The following is a 16467-nucleotide window of genomic DNA, read 5'->3' as shown; positions in this document are numbered from 1 at the left end:
GCGGCATTCAGCCGTTAATGGGTTTGAGTTGAGTTATTAGGGCTGGTATTTTGGGTTGTTGGCGGTGTGCTTCCGCCAGAGCTGCCACCGTTGTTATTTTGTCCGCCGCTTCCACCATTTTCTGTATTGCCGCCAGTTCCGTTATTATTGTTGCCAGAATTGCCGCTGCCGTCATTCCCAGAATTATTATTGTTTCCATTCCCATTGTTTCCGCTATTGCCAGGAATTCCGTTATTGTTTCCATTTCCGTTGTTCCCGTTATTGCCAGGAATTCCGTTGTTGTTTCCATTCCCATTGTTTCCGTTGTTATTATTGTTGCCGTTTGGTTCCTCCTGTTCGTTGCCCGGAACATTGACAGTCGCCACGGCTGGATTGCTTCTGATTTGTCCGTCCTTGCTTACCGCATATACTTCAAACGTATAAACGGCTCCTGGAGTCGGATGATTAATGGTTAAAGAAGAGTCGGACGTTGGAATCACACTTGAGTCGCCTTTATCATTTTTGATACGCACTTCAAATGCCATGTCTCCATTTGAACCGTTGTCATATTTCCAAGAAAGGGAAATGGCATCTGTGGCAGCATCATAGACGGCTTGCAAATTCGCTGGTGCTGCTGGCGGCTCATCTTTTGCTGTTTCCGTCGGCTCTGTTCCTTTTATAAAGCATTCATACGTAATTTCGCTGGCTGGCGTATATTTGCTTGCCAGCTTCGGCGGATTGGAGCCTTTTTTAATTGGCAGCTTCTCTACGCTATTTGGCATTGGGAAATCTTTGCCGCCTTTATCTACATGGGCGATGACCTTTTTGAATAACAAGCGCGGCAGCTTTTGTTCATATGTCGATAAATCCGCTGTGCTGCTTCGTTTGCTAAAGCCGGTCCATACAGCCGCCGTATAATTTGGCGTATAACCGACAAACCAGCTATCTGGGACCGCGCTGCTAGACAAGCCGTATTTACGGGCCGTATCTTTATCATAGTTGGTGGTTCCCGTCTTCCCAGCGATATGAAGACCCGGCACGTTCGCAAGCGTACCTGTTCCGGATTGCACGACTGATTTGAGCATGTCGGTAATCATATAAGCGGTATAATCCTTCATCGCTGTTTTCGGTTTTGGCGTCAAATTCATCTCTGTATTATCAGGAAAGACAATTTTAGTGACCGCATGCGGCTTGATATAGACCCCATTATTGCCAAAAGCGCTGTAAGCCCCAGCCATTTGCAGCGGCGATACGCCTTTTTCAAGACCGCCGATAGAATATGATTCATAAACGGTGTCAAATCCCATGCCAAGCTTATTGGCAAACTGTTTCGCACGTTCTCGACCAACAGCTTGAAATGCCTTCAAAGCAGGAATGTTGCGCGATTTGGCAAGAGCCGTCCGCATCGTCATCGCGCCTTCATAACTGCCATTCCAGTTTTTAATCGGCGTGCCATCTGAATATTGATATGGTTCATCAACAAGCTGATGGGCTGTCGACCATTTTAAATATTCAATGGCTGGACCGTAATCTAAAATTGGTTTAATGGTTGAACCAGGCTGCCCAACTGGCTGAATCGCGTAGTTGAAGCCGAATGTAACGTTCTCTGGATCGCGTCCGCCGCCAAGTGCACGGATTTCGCCAGTTTTTGTATCAATTAAAGCAATGGATGATTGTAAATCCTTTTTCTTTGTAAATAACTCATTAGAATTAAGCAAGTCTTCTACATAATCTTGGGCATTTGGATCGAGCGTCGTGTAAATTTTTAATCCATCTTCATATACGTTCACGTTCGCTTGATCTGTTACTTCTCTAATCACTTCGTCGATAAACGAATCATATGGAAGCGAGGCCGTGCCGCTGTTCTTTTTCCGATCGACGAGCATGGAGGAAATCGGCACTTTCTTCGCTTTTTCCGCTTCTTCTTTTGTAATAAATCCATGCTTGGCCATAAGCGATAACACGACGTCGCGCCGCTTTTTCGCCGCTTCTGGATGTTCGTACGGATTATAGTTGTTTGGGCTTTGCGGCAAGCCTGCGAGCAGGGCCGCTTCAGGGAGCGTTAAGTCTTTCAAATTGGTTTTGCCAAAATAAAACTCTGCCGCTTTAGCCACCCCATAAATACTGTTCGAATAATAAATCTTGTTTAAATACATCTCTAAAATTTCGTGTTTAGAATATTTTTGCTCAAGACGAAGGGCCAGCCACAGCTCTTGTGATTTGCGTTTGAGCGTTTTTTCGGATGAAAGGAAGGAGAGTTTAACCACTTGTTGAGTGATGGTGCTTCCTCCCTCCGCTCCAAACCCTTCTTTTACATTCGCCAGCACCGCGCCGCCAAGCCGGATAAAATCGACGCCGTGATGCTGATAGAACCGGGCATCCTCTGTTGCCAGCACCGCGTTTTCCAAGACTTTCGGAATGTCAGAATAGGAAACGTACGTTCGTTTTTGGCCATTCGCGCTGAGCTCAGCGATTTTATGACCATTCATATCGTAGACAGTCGATGATAAAGGGTCTTTAATTTTGGCTTCATCAAGCGGCGGTGTGCCCTTGACGAAATAGGCAAATGTCGCAATCCCTCCGACTAATCCGATTATGATTAACAACATAAGCGAGAGTGCGATTGTTTTCAATAACGAGTTGGCTTTTCGCTTTTTTTTCTTTTTTTGCTTTGGTTGTTTTGCTGCTTGCTTCCGTTCTGCACGAGAACGATATTCACCAGACATAAGCAAATCCTACCTTTCTAATCATTGTAAGAAATTGATTTGATTTCTTACTTAAAAGTAGATGTTTTCTACTACTCTAATATAATCAATTCGAGGTTGATAGCCAAGTGAAATGTGATGGCCATACTGTTCAATTTCTTGTTTGGTTAGCGATTTTCTACCGCCAGATTGCTGTCTTTCCCAAAAGGAAAGCAAATGCGAAGCATCCAGCAGGTACACTTCACCCAAGGAAGCGAAACGCAAAATAACGAAGCAAATGGCTCCATGCTGAAGCACCTGCCTCATGTGCTGAATTTGATGCTCGTGAAAATTTTTTAAAGGGAAAGAGGTTGTATTTCTCGTTTCCTTTGCCTCAAAATCAATATATTTACCGCGATAAACACCGTTATAGTCCGTTGTTGATGCTTGTTTAAAATAGGCCTCTTTAATGACAGCAGCGCTGCGCTTTGGATAGTCAACACGGACAATTTGAATCGGTGTCGGCTTTTTATGAATGATGGCAATGCCATGCTCGCGGTAATACTCATTGGTGGAATTTAAATCCTCTTCTAACGTCATCCCGCGGTTTCCATAATTTTGATGAAGGGGTTGAACGGCTTCTTCTGTTTCCTTCACTTTATATTGTCTGCCACCGGGATATTTGAACATCTTCTCCTCATCTCCTTTGAATGTTTTTTATTATACCATAGGAGAGCTGGAATAGGGGGAATAAAGAAAATGTCGAAATTGCACGAAGAAATAAAAAAGACGACTTTCTTTGCCGAAACGCTTCTAGTTTTGTCAAGTGTGAAGGGAGCACGCGGAAAACGGCGAATGTTTAAAAGCAAACGGGTAAGGGGGAGGATTCGCATATGCGGTGGGTGAGAAAAGAGGAAGTGGAAAAACAACTGGAAGAAATTTTGGAGTTGATGCAGCAAATTGATCAAAAAATGGATGAAATGATGGATGATCTCGTGAAAGAACAGCAGCGAAATCAGCAGTCGCAAATCAACGAGTTAGCTGCGCAGCTTGACCATGTAGAGAAGCAGCTGGATCACGAGGCTGAGAAGAAAGTGTTTGTCGCATCGAAGCTTCATTTTGTATAATGGTTTTCAAAAGGAGAGAAATGCGACATGTATGAACAGCTTAGACGTTTGACAAACGAGTTGCTCAAATATAATGATGAAATTTTACAAATAGCTGAAAAAGCCGTTAATAGCCATGAACAGCCTGATTTTTTCCAGCAGGTAAAGCCGTTTGCTGATGCTGTCAGTCAAACGGTAGAGAAATGGAGGCAGGAGGCGCTCGCTTGGATCCGCACAGAGCGGCCGCAGCATGTTCATTCGCAGCAAATCGAAGCAACAAGCGAAAATATCGAAAAAATTGTAGTCGAGGCGTTTTATCCTGCGGTCAAGCTTCGACGCTTGAAGCAATTTCATCAATCCATTGACTATACTCTTACTCTTGTCAGCGAACGATTGGAAATGAGATCAAATCAATAAAAGGCTATCCATCTGTTAAGGGATAGCCTTATTTATATTTGAGATGAAAGGAAAAGCCTGACCTCCTTTGTATTTGGGGGCATTTTTTCGTATATATCCGCTGTTTGCTTGAAAGGAGGGAGGCTGATCAGCATAGATTAGATGTTGAGTGTTCACTTTTTTTTCAAAAAAATAGGCCTGCTTTTTTCTGGCCTTCCTTTGCAAAAGCCAGAAAGAAAAGCGGGCGCTTCAACATGCTTATCCATGGAACCCATCATTCAGTTTTCTAAGTAGAACATCTACAGAAAGCGGAATTAGTTCACTCGGCTTATGTTCAGGTTATACAGCTTAACCGATAACCGCGAACAGTGGATGTTTCGACCGGGTCGGATGAAATCATGAAAAAGCAGCGAGCCCGTCCTGTCTTCATGAATGATCCATCGGTTATTCAGGCTTATGAGCGCCTGCTAGCTCCAGCTGTCGGGTGAGATCGCGATATTCAGAAATCGTAAGCTCCCCGCGCAGGTATACTTGACGGGCAAAATCAAGCAGCTCGTTGATGCTGGCCGGTTCATAGTTTCTTTTCGCTATAAATTTCCCCTTTAATTCTGTCGTATTCATGATCGATGCCCCCTTTATCCATCTCATCTTTTTGTTCATCTTATCATAAAAAATAATGGTTGATGTAAATTCGAAAAATTGAAACTTCCGACAACATATGACAATTCGTAAGGATGAAAATAGCCCGTTGCTGAACTTTTCCGTTCGCGCACATGGATAAATGAAGGATTTTCAGGATGGATGATGTACGGCGCCATTTTCACTTTTCGCCCATTCTATACATATAATGGTGTCAGCCTATAGAAATGTACTTAGCTTTTTTACAGGTGGAACTTTAGATGAAGTGCGTGTGGCTTTTCGGCGGCGGATGAATCGAATAACGGACTGCGTCATCGATCCATGAATTTTTGTCGTCTTGCCTTCGACCGTTGATTTTCAAGTTGCACGTATATCGAAAAGTGGGGGAGGATGTTATGTATCAATATCCGTATCGTGTTCCGCTTCCGCCGTCATCTCCGCAGTGGCCTTATCCAACAGGGGGATGGCATATGCCCTATTCTCAAGCGTTTTCGCATTGGCCAATCCACCAAGGATACCCAGTGGGAAATTCTATGAATCAGCAGCCTTATTTTATGCACGGCACGAATCCGCCTTATCCAGTAGGAAAAAACGCGGGAGCTCCGTATCCTGTGCCATACGCACCATCTGGTCCGGTGCTAAAGCCGCCTGCTTCAGGCCTTCCGTCGATTATGTCCCAATTTAAAAATTCCGATGGCACATACGATATCAATAAAATGATGAATACAATGGGACAAATGATTCAGACCGTCAATCAAATCGGTGGAGTGCTGAAAGGATTGGTCGGGGCATTTAAAGCATAATAAACGCCATCCTCCTATCTGTGTGAGGATGGCCGATGTTTAGCGATTCATCGTCTGTTTTTACTATGAAGATGGTAGGAGCAAGAATCGTCTCATGAAAGCTTTTGGCGGAGTCCCTTTATGATGAAGAACACCATTTTCTTAACCTTTCTCCAATGGAGAGACAAGACTCCTGATAGGATGCGGTGTTTCCTTATCACCATAAGGAAACGGCTCCGCATAAAGGCTTATTTTGGATCGCATGCTTTTTTCGGCTAAAGTAGCTGCTCGTATACTTCATTGAGCTGGTGAGCGCGCTTCATGTCTTGTTCGTTCATCGCATAATGAATTTCATACGGCAAAACATGGTTTAAAAAAGCGGCTTCTTTTTGCGATAAATGACGGACAAACTCTTCTTCGTTCGCGTAAGGCTTTTCCAGCAGTTTATGATAAATGTGACTTGGAATATCGTTATGGTAGTCCAGATAATTGGATAGCGCTTCCCGCAGATAAGCTAAGGTGGTTTCCATCTTCTTCATCTCCTTATCATAAAAATTTTGGGGATTCCACTGTTGACAGCAATGGGATATGATCAAGAACGGCGCTTCTCTCCTTTTTTCATAGAAAGTCCTTTCATTCATAGAGTCCGTCAGAACGCTAAAAAGTATGTATGGGCGCGCACAAGTATTGATGATTCCTTATTTTACATGAGCTTCTCCCACCTCCACTTTACATAGGGGTGGGAGACTTCTCGGTCGATGTGTTTAAAAAGGTGCTTTTTCTGCACCTTTTAGTTGATATCAATATATTTTTTCTTTTGTGGTAGGCGAATGACCAACTCTCCGTTTTCAAAGGAAGCTTGAATCTCTTTTTCGGTCACAGGATAAGGAAGCGGGATAGAACGGGTAGTACGGTGGTGCATGCGTCGTTTTTTGTAAATCTGCTTTTGTTCGTCTGTTGCCTCGAGTGTTTCATCGCTATAGACGGTAAGTTGCAATACCTTTTCATGGAATTCTAATTGAATTTGCTGGCGGTTGACGTTTGGGAGATAGGCGGTAATCACATATTCCGTAGCTGTTTCATGGATGTCGATTGGAATATAAGAGCGGGAGAAGGTTTCATGGAAGTATTCATCTAGTGTTTCAAACATTTTTCTGATCGGCTTTTCATCAAAAAATTGATCCACCATTTCACGGAGTCGTTGGAACGGTTCGTCGTCTCGTTTTTTTCGCATAGGTGATTGAAAATGCTCGTTCATCATGTAGCTCTCCTTTCGCGTTAAAATTCTCTTCTTTAAATGTATTCTCGTTTCGTCAAAAAGGTCACTCCCCATTTTTTTAATGAAATTTCATTTGTTTTTAAGATTGATCCTTTATGATGAAAATGGATGATGAAAAATGTTCATAAAGCCGGAATAAGAGCAGCATTTCTTGAAATGAATCCACACATGAATCGAATGCTCATCCTTTTAACACAACGAACCCGGCATCACGAAGGAGGAGAGCATGTGAGAATGCTGATTACGCTTTTTTTCTCAGGAACGGCTTTATCGTTGCTTATGTATCAGCTTGTTGAAATCGTTCAAGCGTTTATGGATTTATTTGATCACCACTCTTGATAAAAAGACGACAGAATATCACTGGAAAATTGAACGGCCGGTTTTGGATAAGGGAGAGGTGCCTTCGTTACACGAATGTAAAAAGCTTTATATAAAGATCCGCAGGTTGTGCAAAACTAAGCTCAGCTACATCATCGTTGCTGACCGTTTGAAGCGGTTGGCATTTCTTTTTGATATGATATATATGAAGTAACTCGTGGTGTCAAGTCCAATCGACTCACTGGCTGTCTTTGGGCTGTCATCGTGATGGCGAATGAACGGCATCTGTCAACATTCATGTTCGGGCGGCCATTGAAAGCGGCTCATCGCCTGCTCACATAACGGAAAAATATGGAGGGAGCAAGTTCAATCATCTATAATCGTTGCATGCGATGCTCAGCTAGCATCACGGATATCAATGCCATTTTTTAATGGAGTGAATCACCGCTGGAAAATCCATGCGGCGGCCGGAGACAAGTTGTAGATTTTTAGTTAGGCTTAGCAAAGATCCAGCCACCGCCGCTTCTAGGCTCTTGACTGAGGCCTTGATCAAATAGAATGCGTTGATAGTAGGAGGGAGCAAAAAATGAACAAGCGGATTTTAATTATTGAAGATGAAACCAACCTGGCTCGTTTTATTGAACTAGACTTGCTCCATGAAGGATATGAAGTATGTGTATGTAATGATGGAAGGAAAGGCCTTGATCTTGCTTTATCGGAAGAGTGGGGGCTTATTTTGCTCGATTTGATGCTGCCGAGCCTCAATGGGATGGAAGTATGCCGGCGTTTAAGAGCGGTTAAGCAAACCCCAGTGATTATGATTACCGCAAGAGACAGTGTATTCGATCGCGTGATGGGGTTAGATAACGGTGCTGATGATTATATTGTCAAGCCATTTGCGATCGAGGAATTGCTTGCCCGTATTCGGGCGCTGTTCCGCCGCATTCAGCCTGCTTCTGAGCAGGAGTGCTTAGCATTTAAGGATCTGCTTGTTGATGTCAAAGCGCGCATCGTGAAAAAAGAAGGGCAAATCATCGACTTGACAAAAAGGGAATATGATTTACTTGTTACCTTTTTACAAAATATTGATATTGTCTTGACACGGGATATGCTTCTTGACAAAGTGTGGGGATTTGATACGGAGGTCGAAACGAACGTGGTCGATGTGTATGTTCGTTATTTGCGTCATAAACTGGATGAAAAAGATAAGGAGCGCTATATTCAAACAGTACGAGGTTCTGGATATGTGATGCGGTCATGAAACCTTTTCGTCTTGGAAACGTCTCATTAAAATGGAAGCTCACTTTTCTTTCAGGGTCCGTGATTTTTGTTATGTACTTTTTATTTACATGCCTGCAATATGAAGTTGTGAAGCAGTGGCTCCTGAATGAAGAAGAAAAAACAATGAAAAAAACAATTGAAGAAATTGAAACTTATTACGAGGAAAAACGTAATATATCTCGAGAGAGCATTCGTGAAGGTCAGCCGTTGCTTGAAAAGTTGAACGAAAAATATCAGGTGATTCGCATTCTTGATGACAAAGGAAATGTGATGGTGTCCGTTTCTAATCATGCATCTGTTTCGTTGCTTCCTGCAGCGCAACCGAAACGATTAGAGATTGAATATCATTTGGTAAATGATGAACGCTCCATTGTGCTGCGCAAGCCGTTTCATTTCGGAACGGCGAGCGGGACCATTGAAATTATTCGTCATCTGGTCAAAGTCCAGCATATGACGAATATGCTGTTCATCATGATGACATGCATCGGCATTATTGCCATGGTCATGAGCGCATTGATTGGAATGTTCATTGCCCAGCATTTTGTCGGACGTCTGCAATCGGTAACGAAAACGATGATGGACATCAAAAATAAGGGATTTGAGCAGCGGATGGATGTCCCTGCCTCAAACGACGAGATGACCCAATTAATGATCATGTTTAATAAAATGATGGATGAGATTCAGGATTCGTTTGAACAGCAAAAGCAATTTGTTGAAGATGCTTCCCATGAATTGCGCACCCCTATCGCCATTTTGGAAGGACATCTTTCCTTATTAAATCGCTGGGGGAAAAATAATCGCGACATTTTAGAGGAATCGCTGCAAGCAGCATCTCAAGAAGTCGTGCGTTTGAAAAAGCTTGTGCTTGAGCTATTAGATTTATCAAAGGCGGAAGCGATTGCTGTTCCTCTTGATCTTCAGCCGATTTCGCCGAGCGAGGCGGCGGAGCAAGTTGTGAAAAACTTTCGTGTTCTTCATCCAAGTTTTCATTTTATCATTGATAACGAGCTTGAGGAAACGGTTCATGTTCGAATGGCCAAGCATCATTTAGAACAACTGTTGCTCATTTTAATGGATAACGCCGTAAAATATTCACAACAAAATAAGAAAATTATGGTTTGTTTAAAAGAAGAAGGAAAATATGTATCAATTTCGGTTGTAGATAAAGGAATTGGAATTCCCCGTGACGAATTAGAAAAGGTGTTTTTGCGTTTCTATCGTGTCGATAAGGTAAGAAGCCGCGAGAAAGGCGGAGCAGGGCTTGGTCTCGCGATCGCAAAGGAAATTGTGGATAAATATAGCGGACAGATTTCGATTCAAAGCGAGGTGGGCGCAGGAACAACAGTGGAACTGTTTATTCCTAAAGCTGTTTTATGAAAAATGACAGAGCGAGGAAGAAAGGTGAGAAGAGAATGGAAGACCACTTGCATGGAGGAATCAATCACCAAAAGAAAGCCATTCAACATGTGATTGAAAAGTTTCAAAAGCGAGGCATTAAAATAAGTGCCTGCAAACCAAGAACGATGCTTTCGCTATCCTGCCTAACGATCATGGAGCCGGCAAAAAGCCACGAATCATAAAGAGAGTAGAAGAGAGGGATGATTTTGAATATCGAACAGCAAAAGATCATTCCTGCCATGAAAACAATGAAAGATTTTGATCGCTTTTTAAGCAGCCCATATCGGTATGGGGTGTTGCTGGAATTGCATATTTCGCAGTTGAAAAGCGTGTTTCGTTATGCGTGCCAGCATAAAAAAAGCTTAATCATTCATGCTGATTTAATTCAAGGGCTAAGCCATGATGAGTATGCGGCTGAATATTTGTGCCAAGAATTTAAGCCGTACGGATTGATTTCAACAAGGGGAAGCGTGATTATGAAGGCAAGACAAAAAAAGGTGCTGGCTATCCAACGCATTTTTCTGCTTGATTCTCACGCTTTGGAAAAAAGCTATCAGCTCATTGAAAAAACGAAGCCGGATTTTATCGAGGTGATGCCTGGGGCCATGCCTCATGTCATTCGCGAGGTGAAAGAGCGGACAGGCATTCCGATTTTTGCCGGGGGGCTGGTACGCACGATAGAGGATGTCGAACGTGCATTGAATGCAGGGGCATCAGCGATTACAACTTCCAATCAAGAACTGTTGGAATATTATAAAAAATATAACGAAATTCAATAGGCAGATCGGGTTTGTTTAAAAATAACGTGAATAAGGCGCCAGGAGATTAGGAGAGACCGCGCATGCATGATAAGCAGAACGCTTGTCGTGTTTGGTGTGGTCTCTTTTGTTTTTTACACAAGGAAAGGGGATGTAGCGCCTGTGTTCGAGTATCCAACGCGATAAAGATGTGAAAAAGAAGAGAGGAGCGAAATATGATGTAATGAGTAATCAACGAAAGATCTCCTGCTCACAAGGGGACAGATGTTGACGCATCCGGTTTATTTATAATGTATAGCATGGCGTACCATCCCTATAGCACAACGGGTGCGTTCATTTTGGTTTGCACATTTTTTCGAATATATCATACGGAGGAGGAAAGCGGATGGCCATTTCATTTGATCCTGCGACAAGCCAGTTTCATTTGCAAACAAGCAAGGCAAGCTATGTCATGCAAATTGTTAAATCAGGCTACCTAGCTCATTTATATTGGGGAAAGCGGATTCGCAAAGCTTCTCTCTCAAGAAAGCTGCGGTTTCGGGGACGCGCCTTTTCTCCTAATCCTTTGCCGAACGATCGGTCGTTTTCTTTAGACACGCTGCCGCAAGAATATCCAGCATACGGCAATACCGATTTCCGCACTCCAGCCTATCAAGTGCAGCTTGAAAACGGATCGACGATTTCTGATTTGCGCTATCACATGCATCGAATTTATAAAGGAAAACCAACGATCAAAGGATTACCAGCAACATATGTAGAGAGCGAGGAGGAAGCAGAGACGCTTGAAATCGTCTTGGAGGATCGGGAAACGGGATTGCGAGCGATTTTATTATACACCGCATACGAGGAATTCGGCGCTATCACTCGTTCGGTTCGTTTGGAAAATCAAGGGACAGAGCGGATTAAACTATTACGGGCATTAAGCATGAATGTCGACTTTCACGACGCGGATTATGAGTGGATCCATTTGTCGGGAGCTTGGGCGAGGGAACGGTCAGTGGTTCGAAGCAAACTGAGGGAGGGGATCCAATCGGTTGAGAGCCGTCGAGGAGCAAGCAGCCATCAGCATCATCCGTTTATCGCTTTATTGCGGGAAGCTGCGACTGAAGATCGGGGAGAAGTGTATGGACTGAGCTTTGTATATAGCGGAAATTTTCTTGCCCAAATAGAGGTTGACCAGTTTCGTACCGCCCGTGTCGTGATGGGCATCAATCCGTTCGATTTTGCCTGGCTATTGGAGCCGGGCGAATCGTTTCAAACGCCGGAAGTCGTCATGGTCTACTCTGATCAAGGACTGAACGGGATGTCGCAAACGTTCCACGAATTATATCGTGCCCGGCTTGCTCGCGGGGCGTTCCGAGACCGCGAACGTCCGATTTTGATCAATAGCTGGGAAGCTACGCACTTTGATTTTAATGAAGAAAGGATCATCCACATTGCAAAAACGGCTGCGGAGCTTGGCATTGAGTTGTTTGTGCTCGATGATGGCTGGTTTGGACATCGCGATAATGATAAAAGCTCATTAGGGGATTGGATCGTTGATAAACGCAAGCTTCCAAATGGATTAGAGGGACTGGCGAAGCAAATCCATGGAATGGGGCTGAGATTTGGAATATGGATAGAACCGGAAATGGTTTCCGCTGATAGCGACCTGTATCGGAAGCATCCTGACTGGTGTCTGCATGTTCCGAATCGGCCTCGTTCGGAAGGAAGAAATCAGCTTGTTCTCGATTATGCCCGCAAGGAAGTATGTGATTATATGATTGAAGCGATCACAAATGTGCTTGCCAACGCTCCTATTTCGTATGTAAAGTGGGATATGAACCGACATATGACAGAAATTGGCTCTCCTTCCTTGCCTCCGGAGCGACAGCGGGAAACAGCGCACCGATATATGCTCGGTCTATATCGAGTAATGGGAGAAATCATATCGCGATTTCCACAGATTTTGTTTGAAAGCTGTTCAGGAGGAGGGGGGCGCTTTGATCCGGGGATGCTTTATTACATGCCGCAAGCATGGACCAGTGACAATACAGATGCGGTTTCCCGCTTAGCCATTCAATACGGAACGAGTTTTGTGTATCCGGTTATATCGATGGGAGCGCACGTATCGGCCGTTCCGAATCGCCAAGTCCATCGAATCACCTCTTTGGATATGCGCGGCCATGTAGCGATGTCAGGAAATTTTGGCTACGAGTTTGATATAACAAAATTAAGTGACAGAGAGCGGGCAAAGATAAAGGAACAAGTCGCTTTTTACAAACAAATTCGCCATCTTGTCCAGTTCGGCACCTTTTACCGCATATTGAGCCCATTTTCGGGAAATGAAACCGCTTGGATGTTCGTATCTGAAGATCAAACGGAAGCGTTCGTTGCTTACTTCAGGGTGCTAGCAGAAGCCAATCCGCCGCTCGCTTTTATTCGCCTGAAAGGGCTTGATCCAAATAAAAATTACCACATCATGGATAGCGGCGAAACATACGGAGGGGATGAGTTAATGTATGCTGGACTGAATGTGCCGGAACGATCGGGAGATTTTGTAAGTGTCATATGGCTGTTAAAAGCAAATCAAATAGAATCCACTGTCTAGTCAGGTTAGACAGCGGATTCTATTTGATGAATCTTTTCCAAAATTCTTCGTTTTCGATACAGCATTTTTCCTGTTTCTGCAATATCTTCGATAAACATTTTGTTAAACATGGATCCAAAAATAATTCCAACGATCGGAACGATCTGAAATAGTTTTTTCCATCCATATTGATCACGGAAGGTCATTAATACCTCGCGCCATCCTTGCAGCTGTGAAAAGACTTGCTGATGGTCGTTGGAAAATGAGGACAGTTGGTCAATAATCGCTTTTTTGCCAACGATATCGGCCGAAGTGAATTGCAGGCACTTGACAATGAAAATGCGTTCCTTTTTTTCTTTTGGATCATATCCATACGTGAGCGCGATTTCCTGTAAGGTTTTTAAAGCGAGCCCAAGAAGGACAGGGATATCAATAGCCAGTGTAAAAACGCCACCGATCCCGGTTGTTGCTCCTTGATATTGTGCAAAAGCGATTCGTGATTCAATGAACTCATCGCAAACGCGATCCATTTTTTCAAGCGGCAGATGAGATACTTCCTCAATCGATGACGCGGGAAATCTTTCAAGAACTTTTTCATTTTGCACAAGGTATTGCCCGCCTGTTTGGATATAGCTTCCAAGCTCATCTAAGAGCTGGCCCAGCTTTTTATGGATGATGGCTGGCGTGATCTTGTCCAACAGCTTGAACGGCAGGCGGCCTAGCTTTTCCCAAAACCATAAATCTTTTTGGTCTTTTTCCCATTGTTCGATTTTATGTAGTTCTCTTTCAAGATCAAATTTATTTTCCATGAACGAGCCCCCTTTATTCATAAGGTGGATATGTTTATGATTTGTTATACGTTCAAAGCGAAAAAATGTTTCAAAGCGCAAAATTTATCATTGTGATTAAGTAAAAATGATGGTAAAATTTTTAGTAAACATTAATATATATTTTACTGAAGGTTCTATTTGATAGATACAATTGATACATCAACATTTGTTCTAAAGCGAGCAGATGATGATCCGATTTCGCTCAACTGTGGGGCTAAAGATTCGATTCGTTCTAGCAATAAAGATGGGAATAAAGCTAACCGGCAGGAGGCATGTAAATGATGAAAGAGTTAATGGATGATTTTGTTTCTTTATTTGGTAAGGGCAAAGGAGATATTCGCGTGTTTTTTGCGCCGGGACGCGTCAATTTGATCGGTGAGCATACGGATTATAACGGCGGACATGTCCTGCCGTGTGCGCTACATATCGGGACATATGCGCTTACCCGAAAAAACGGCAGTTCATGGATTCGCCTGTTTTCGAAAAATTTTTCCGAACATGGAGTAGTGACTGTTTCGCTTGATGATTTAGCTTATCATCGAGAACATGGATGGGCGAATTATCCAAAAGGAATGATCGCTACCATGCAGTTAGCATGCTCAATAGACACCGGATTTGACGTTCTTTATTATGGAAATATTCCAAATGGAGCTGGCTTATCCTCTTCCGCTTCGATTGAACTGGCCACAGCTGTCCTGATCAATACGCTATTTGCTGGAAACATCGATATGCTTGAGCTTGTCAAATGGAGCCAACAGGTAGAAAATCAATATATCGGCGTGAATTGTGGCATCATGGATCCGTTCGCTATTGGAATGGCGAAATTTAACCATGCGCTTCTATTAAACTGCCAAACACTAGCGTATCGCTATTTGCCATTAAGCTTTCAGGATTGTTCGATTGTGATCGCCAACACCAACAAACAACGGGGATTGGCCGATTCAGCGTATAATGAGCGGCGAGCGGCGTGTGAAGCCGCGCTTGCAAAGCTGCAGAAGGAGATCGACGTTCATTCCCTTGGAGAGATGACAAGCGAGCAGCTTGAGAGGTATGAGCATCTTCTTTCTCCTAGCGAACAAAAACGAGTTCGTCATGCCGTTACCGAAAACGAGCGAACGATGGAGGCGGCGGAGGCGTTAGAACGAGGCGATCTAGCGCGCTTTGGCGAACTGATGCGGCAATCGCATGTCTCATTGCGTGACGATTATGAAGTGACATGTATAGAACTTGATACTCTTGTAGAAACAGCGTGGAAGCACGAAGGAACCATTGGCGCTCGCATGACGGGAGCCGGCTTTGGCGGCTGTACAGTGAATATTGTGAAAGACAAATATATCGCTTCATTCATTGAACGGGTCGGATGTGAATATAAGCAAAAAATTGGCTATGAAGCGAGCTTTTATGTGGCAAAAATCGGCGGCGGGGCGAGAGAAATAAAAGAAGAAAAGGAGATGGTATAATGATTCTTGTTTGCGGAGGAGCTGGCTATATTGGGAGCCATGCGGTGTATCGGTTCATTGAAAAAGGCGAAAAAGTCGTAGTCGTGGACAATTTGCAAACGGGACATCGTGAAGCGGTCCATCCAGAAGCGATCTTTTGTCATGGAGACATTCGTGACCGCCGTTTCTTGCGGCATGTGTTTAGCAGCTATGACATTGATACGGTGATCCATTTCGCGGCTCATTCTCTTGTGGGCGAAAGCATGCAGGAGCCGCTAAAGTATTATGATAACAATGTGTATGGGACGCAAGTGCTGCTAGAGACGATGAATGAGTTTGATGTCAAACGCATCGTCTTTTCGTCGACGGCTGCCGTATATGGGGAACCGACGCAAATACCGATCTCTGAAACCAACCCAACAGTGCCGGAAAGCGCATATGGCGAAACGAAGCTAGCGATGGAAAAAATGATGAAATGGGCCGACAAGGCTTACGGTATCCGTTATATTTCGCTGCGGTATTTTAATGTGGCTGGGGCATATGGCGCTTATTTAGGAGAGGATCATCATCCAGAAACGCATTTAATTCCGCTTATATTAAAAGTGGCGTTAGGACAGCGAAGCGAGATACAAATTTTTGGCGAAGACTACGACACGCATGATGGAACATGCATCCGTGACTACATCCATGTTCTTGACTTAGTCGATGCTCACCTATTAGCAGTAGAAAAATTGAGAAACGGTGGCACAAGCGACGTGTTCAACCTCGGAAATGGAAGCGGATTTTCTGTGAAGGAAGTGATTGAAGCCGCTCGTCGCGTGACGGGTCGCGACATTCCAGCGCTTGTAGCGCCAAGGCGTGCCGGCGATCCAGCGAGATTGGTCGCTTCTGCGGAAAAAGCGAAGCGGGAGCTTGGTTGGAAGCCAACGTATACGAACATCGATGACATCGTGGCCTCTGCTTGGGAGTGGCATCATGCAAAACCGAACGGGTACCGAGGTGTGTGAAT

Annotated in this window: 16 protein-coding genes; 10 read left to right on the top strand and 6 right to left on the bottom strand. The window is 43.9% G+C overall.

The features are described 5' to 3' along the window. Positions 1–14 precede the first annotated feature (14 nt). Complete coding sequence (locus tag AT864_RS00430) at positions 15–2705, bottom strand: PBP1A family penicillin-binding protein (protein WP_066145364.1); 2691 nt, start codon at positions 2703–2705, stop codon at positions 15–17. A 51-nt stretch (positions 2706–2756) separates the two neighbouring features. Next, positions 2757–3353, bottom strand: a complete 597-nt coding sequence (recU, locus tag AT864_RS00425) for a Holliday junction resolvase RecU (RefSeq protein WP_066145361.1) — start codon at positions 3351–3353, stop codon at positions 2757–2759. Positions 3354–3556: 203 nt separating this feature from the next. Between recU and AT864_RS00420 the strand changes: the two genes are divergently transcribed. Both AT864_RS00420 and AT864_RS00415 read left to right on the top strand, forming a co-directional pair. After that, complete coding sequence (locus tag AT864_RS00420; RefSeq protein WP_044742295.1) at positions 3557–3790, top strand: hypothetical protein; 234 nt, start codon at positions 3557–3559, stop codon at positions 3788–3790. Positions 3791–3817: 27 nt separating this feature from the next. Next, on the top strand, positions 3818–4186 hold the full coding sequence (locus tag AT864_RS00415) for a YppE family protein (protein WP_044742296.1): 369 nt from the start codon (positions 3818–3820) through the stop codon (positions 4184–4186). Between the two features lie 423 nt (positions 4187–4609). On the opposite strand, the gene AT864_RS17390 is transcribed toward AT864_RS00415, so the two are convergent. Next, the gene (locus tag AT864_RS17390) at positions 4610–4786 is read right to left on the bottom strand and encodes a YppF family protein (RefSeq protein WP_082063547.1); all 177 of its coding nucleotides are present in this window, start codon (positions 4784–4786) and stop codon (positions 4610–4612) included. A gap of 413 nt (positions 4787–5199) precedes the next feature. On the opposite strand from AT864_RS17390, the gene AT864_RS00410 reads away from it, so the two are divergent. Next, positions 5200–5607, top strand: coding sequence for a YppG family protein (locus tag AT864_RS00410; RefSeq protein ID WP_044742298.1), 408 nt, complete (start codon positions 5200–5202; stop codon positions 5605–5607). Positions 5608–5861: 254 nt separating this feature from the next. On the opposite strand, the gene AT864_RS00405 is transcribed toward AT864_RS00410, so the two are convergent. Then, on the bottom strand, positions 5862–6116 hold the full coding sequence (locus tag AT864_RS00405; protein WP_066145358.1) for a sigma-G-dependent sporulation-specific acid-soluble spore protein CsgA: 255 nt from the start codon (positions 6114–6116) through the stop codon (positions 5862–5864). Positions 6117–6376: 260 nt separating this feature from the next. Continuing rightward, positions 6377–6844 carry an Hsp20/alpha crystallin family protein gene (locus tag AT864_RS00400; RefSeq protein WP_066145355.1) on the bottom strand — a complete coding sequence of 156 codons (468 nt, stop codon included), beginning with the start codon at positions 6842–6844 and terminating at the stop codon, positions 6377–6379. Between the two features lie 925 nt (positions 6845–7769). Between AT864_RS00400 and AT864_RS00390 the strand changes: the two genes are divergently transcribed. The 5 genes from AT864_RS00390 (at position 7770) to AT864_RS00375 (ending at position 13210) form a co-directional block, all read left to right on the top strand. After that, the gene (locus tag AT864_RS00390) at positions 7770–8444 is read left to right on the top strand and encodes a response regulator transcription factor (protein ID WP_044742301.1); all 675 of its coding nucleotides are present in this window, start codon (positions 7770–7772) and stop codon (positions 8442–8444) included. Next, on the top strand, positions 8441–9841 hold the full coding sequence (locus AT864_RS00385) for a HAMP domain-containing histidine kinase (RefSeq protein ID WP_044742302.1): 1401 nt from the start codon (positions 8441–8443) through the stop codon (positions 9839–9841). Before AT864_RS00390 ends, AT864_RS00385 begins: the two co-directional genes overlap by 4 nt. Before the next feature lie 35 nt (positions 9842–9876). Beyond that, positions 9877–10044, top strand: a complete 168-nt coding sequence (locus tag AT864_RS18055) for a hypothetical protein (RefSeq protein ID WP_172798628.1) — start codon at positions 9877–9879, stop codon at positions 10042–10044. Positions 10045–10101: 57 nt separating this feature from the next. Beyond that, positions 10102–10641: a glycerol-3-phosphate responsive antiterminator gene (locus AT864_RS00380; RefSeq protein ID WP_369815478.1), complete on the top strand. Its 540-nt coding sequence runs from the start codon at positions 10102–10104 to the stop codon at positions 10639–10641. A gap of 364 nt (positions 10642–11005) precedes the next feature. Next, positions 11006–13210 (top strand): alpha-galactosidase, encoded by a 2205-nt coding sequence (locus AT864_RS00375; RefSeq protein ID WP_066145343.1) that lies wholly within the window; start codon positions 11006–11008, stop codon positions 13208–13210. Between the two features lie 5 nt (positions 13211–13215). Here the strand turns inward: AT864_RS00375 and AT864_RS00370 are convergent, their stop codons facing one another. Next, positions 13216–13998, bottom strand: a complete 783-nt coding sequence (locus AT864_RS00370) for an EcsC family protein (RefSeq protein WP_066145340.1) — start codon at positions 13996–13998, stop codon at positions 13216–13218. Positions 13999–14297: 299 nt separating this feature from the next. Here AT864_RS00370 and AT864_RS00365 point away from each other — a divergent pair, with 299 nt between their 5' ends. Together AT864_RS00365 and galE are read left to right on the top strand one after the other, a co-directional pair. Beyond that, positions 14298–15479, top strand: coding sequence for a galactokinase (locus AT864_RS00365; RefSeq protein WP_066145337.1), 1182 nt, complete (start codon positions 14298–14300; stop codon positions 15477–15479). Beyond that, positions 15479–16465, top strand: coding sequence for a UDP-glucose 4-epimerase GalE (gene galE, locus AT864_RS00360; RefSeq protein WP_066145333.1), 987 nt, complete (start codon positions 15479–15481; stop codon positions 16463–16465). The genes AT864_RS00365 and galE overlap by 1 nt, the downstream gene beginning before the upstream one ends. Positions 16466–16467 lie beyond the last annotated feature (2 nt).

It is taken from the genome of Anoxybacillus sp. P3H1B, from assembly GCF_001560855.1.
Taxonomy (GTDB): Bacteria; Bacillota; Bacilli; order Bacillales; family Anoxybacillaceae; genus Anoxybacteroides; species Anoxybacteroides rupiense.
This window is presented reverse-complemented; position numbering and strand designations above follow the sequence as displayed.

Excerpts from the sequence above, each read along its gene's own strand:
- galE (WP_066145333.1), top strand. The coding sequence starts at position 15,479 with ATGATTCTTGTTTGCGGAGGAGCTGGCTATATTGGGAGCCATGCGGTG.
- AT864_RS00430 (WP_066145364.1), bottom strand. The coding sequence starts at position 2,705 with ATGTCTGGTGAATATCGTTCTCGTGCAGAACGGAAGCAAGCAGCAAAA.
- AT864_RS17390 (WP_082063547.1), bottom strand. The coding sequence starts at position 4,786 with ATGAATACGACAGAATTAAAGGGGAAATTTATAGCGAAAAGAAACTAT.
- AT864_RS00405 (WP_066145358.1), bottom strand. The coding sequence starts at position 6,116 with ATGGAAACCACCTTAGCTTATCTGCGGGAAGCGCTATCCAATTATCTG.
- AT864_RS00365 (WP_066145337.1), top strand. The coding sequence starts at position 14,298 with ATGATGAAAGAGTTAATGGATGATTTTGTTTCTTTATTTGGTAAGGGC.
- recU (WP_066145361.1), bottom strand. The coding sequence starts at position 3,353 with ATGTTCAAATATCCCGGTGGCAGACAATATAAAGTGAAGGAAACAGAA.
- AT864_RS00420 (WP_044742295.1), top strand. The coding sequence starts at position 3,557 with ATGCGGTGGGTGAGAAAAGAGGAAGTGGAAAAACAACTGGAAGAAATT.
- AT864_RS00390 (WP_044742301.1), top strand. The coding sequence starts at position 7,770 with ATGAACAAGCGGATTTTAATTATTGAAGATGAAACCAACCTGGCTCGT.
- AT864_RS18055 (WP_172798628.1), top strand. The coding sequence starts at position 9,877 with ATGGAAGACCACTTGCATGGAGGAATCAATCACCAAAAGAAAGCCATT.
- AT864_RS00385 (WP_044742302.1), top strand. The coding sequence starts at position 8,441 with ATGAAACCTTTTCGTCTTGGAAACGTCTCATTAAAATGGAAGCTCACT.
- AT864_RS00410 (WP_044742298.1), top strand. The coding sequence starts at position 5,200 with ATGTATCAATATCCGTATCGTGTTCCGCTTCCGCCGTCATCTCCGCAG.
- AT864_RS00375 (WP_066145343.1), top strand. The coding sequence starts at position 11,006 with ATGGCCATTTCATTTGATCCTGCGACAAGCCAGTTTCATTTGCAAACA.
- AT864_RS00415 (WP_044742296.1), top strand. The coding sequence starts at position 3,818 with ATGTATGAACAGCTTAGACGTTTGACAAACGAGTTGCTCAAATATAAT.
- AT864_RS00400 (WP_066145355.1), bottom strand. The coding sequence starts at position 6,844 with ATGAACGAGCATTTTCAATCACCTATGCGAAAAAAACGAGACGACGAA.
- AT864_RS00370 (WP_066145340.1), bottom strand. The coding sequence starts at position 13,998 with ATGGAAAATAAATTTGATCTTGAAAGAGAACTACATAAAATCGAACAA.
- AT864_RS00380 (WP_369815478.1), top strand. The coding sequence starts at position 10,102 with ATGAAAACAATGAAAGATTTTGATCGCTTTTTAAGCAGCCCATATCGG.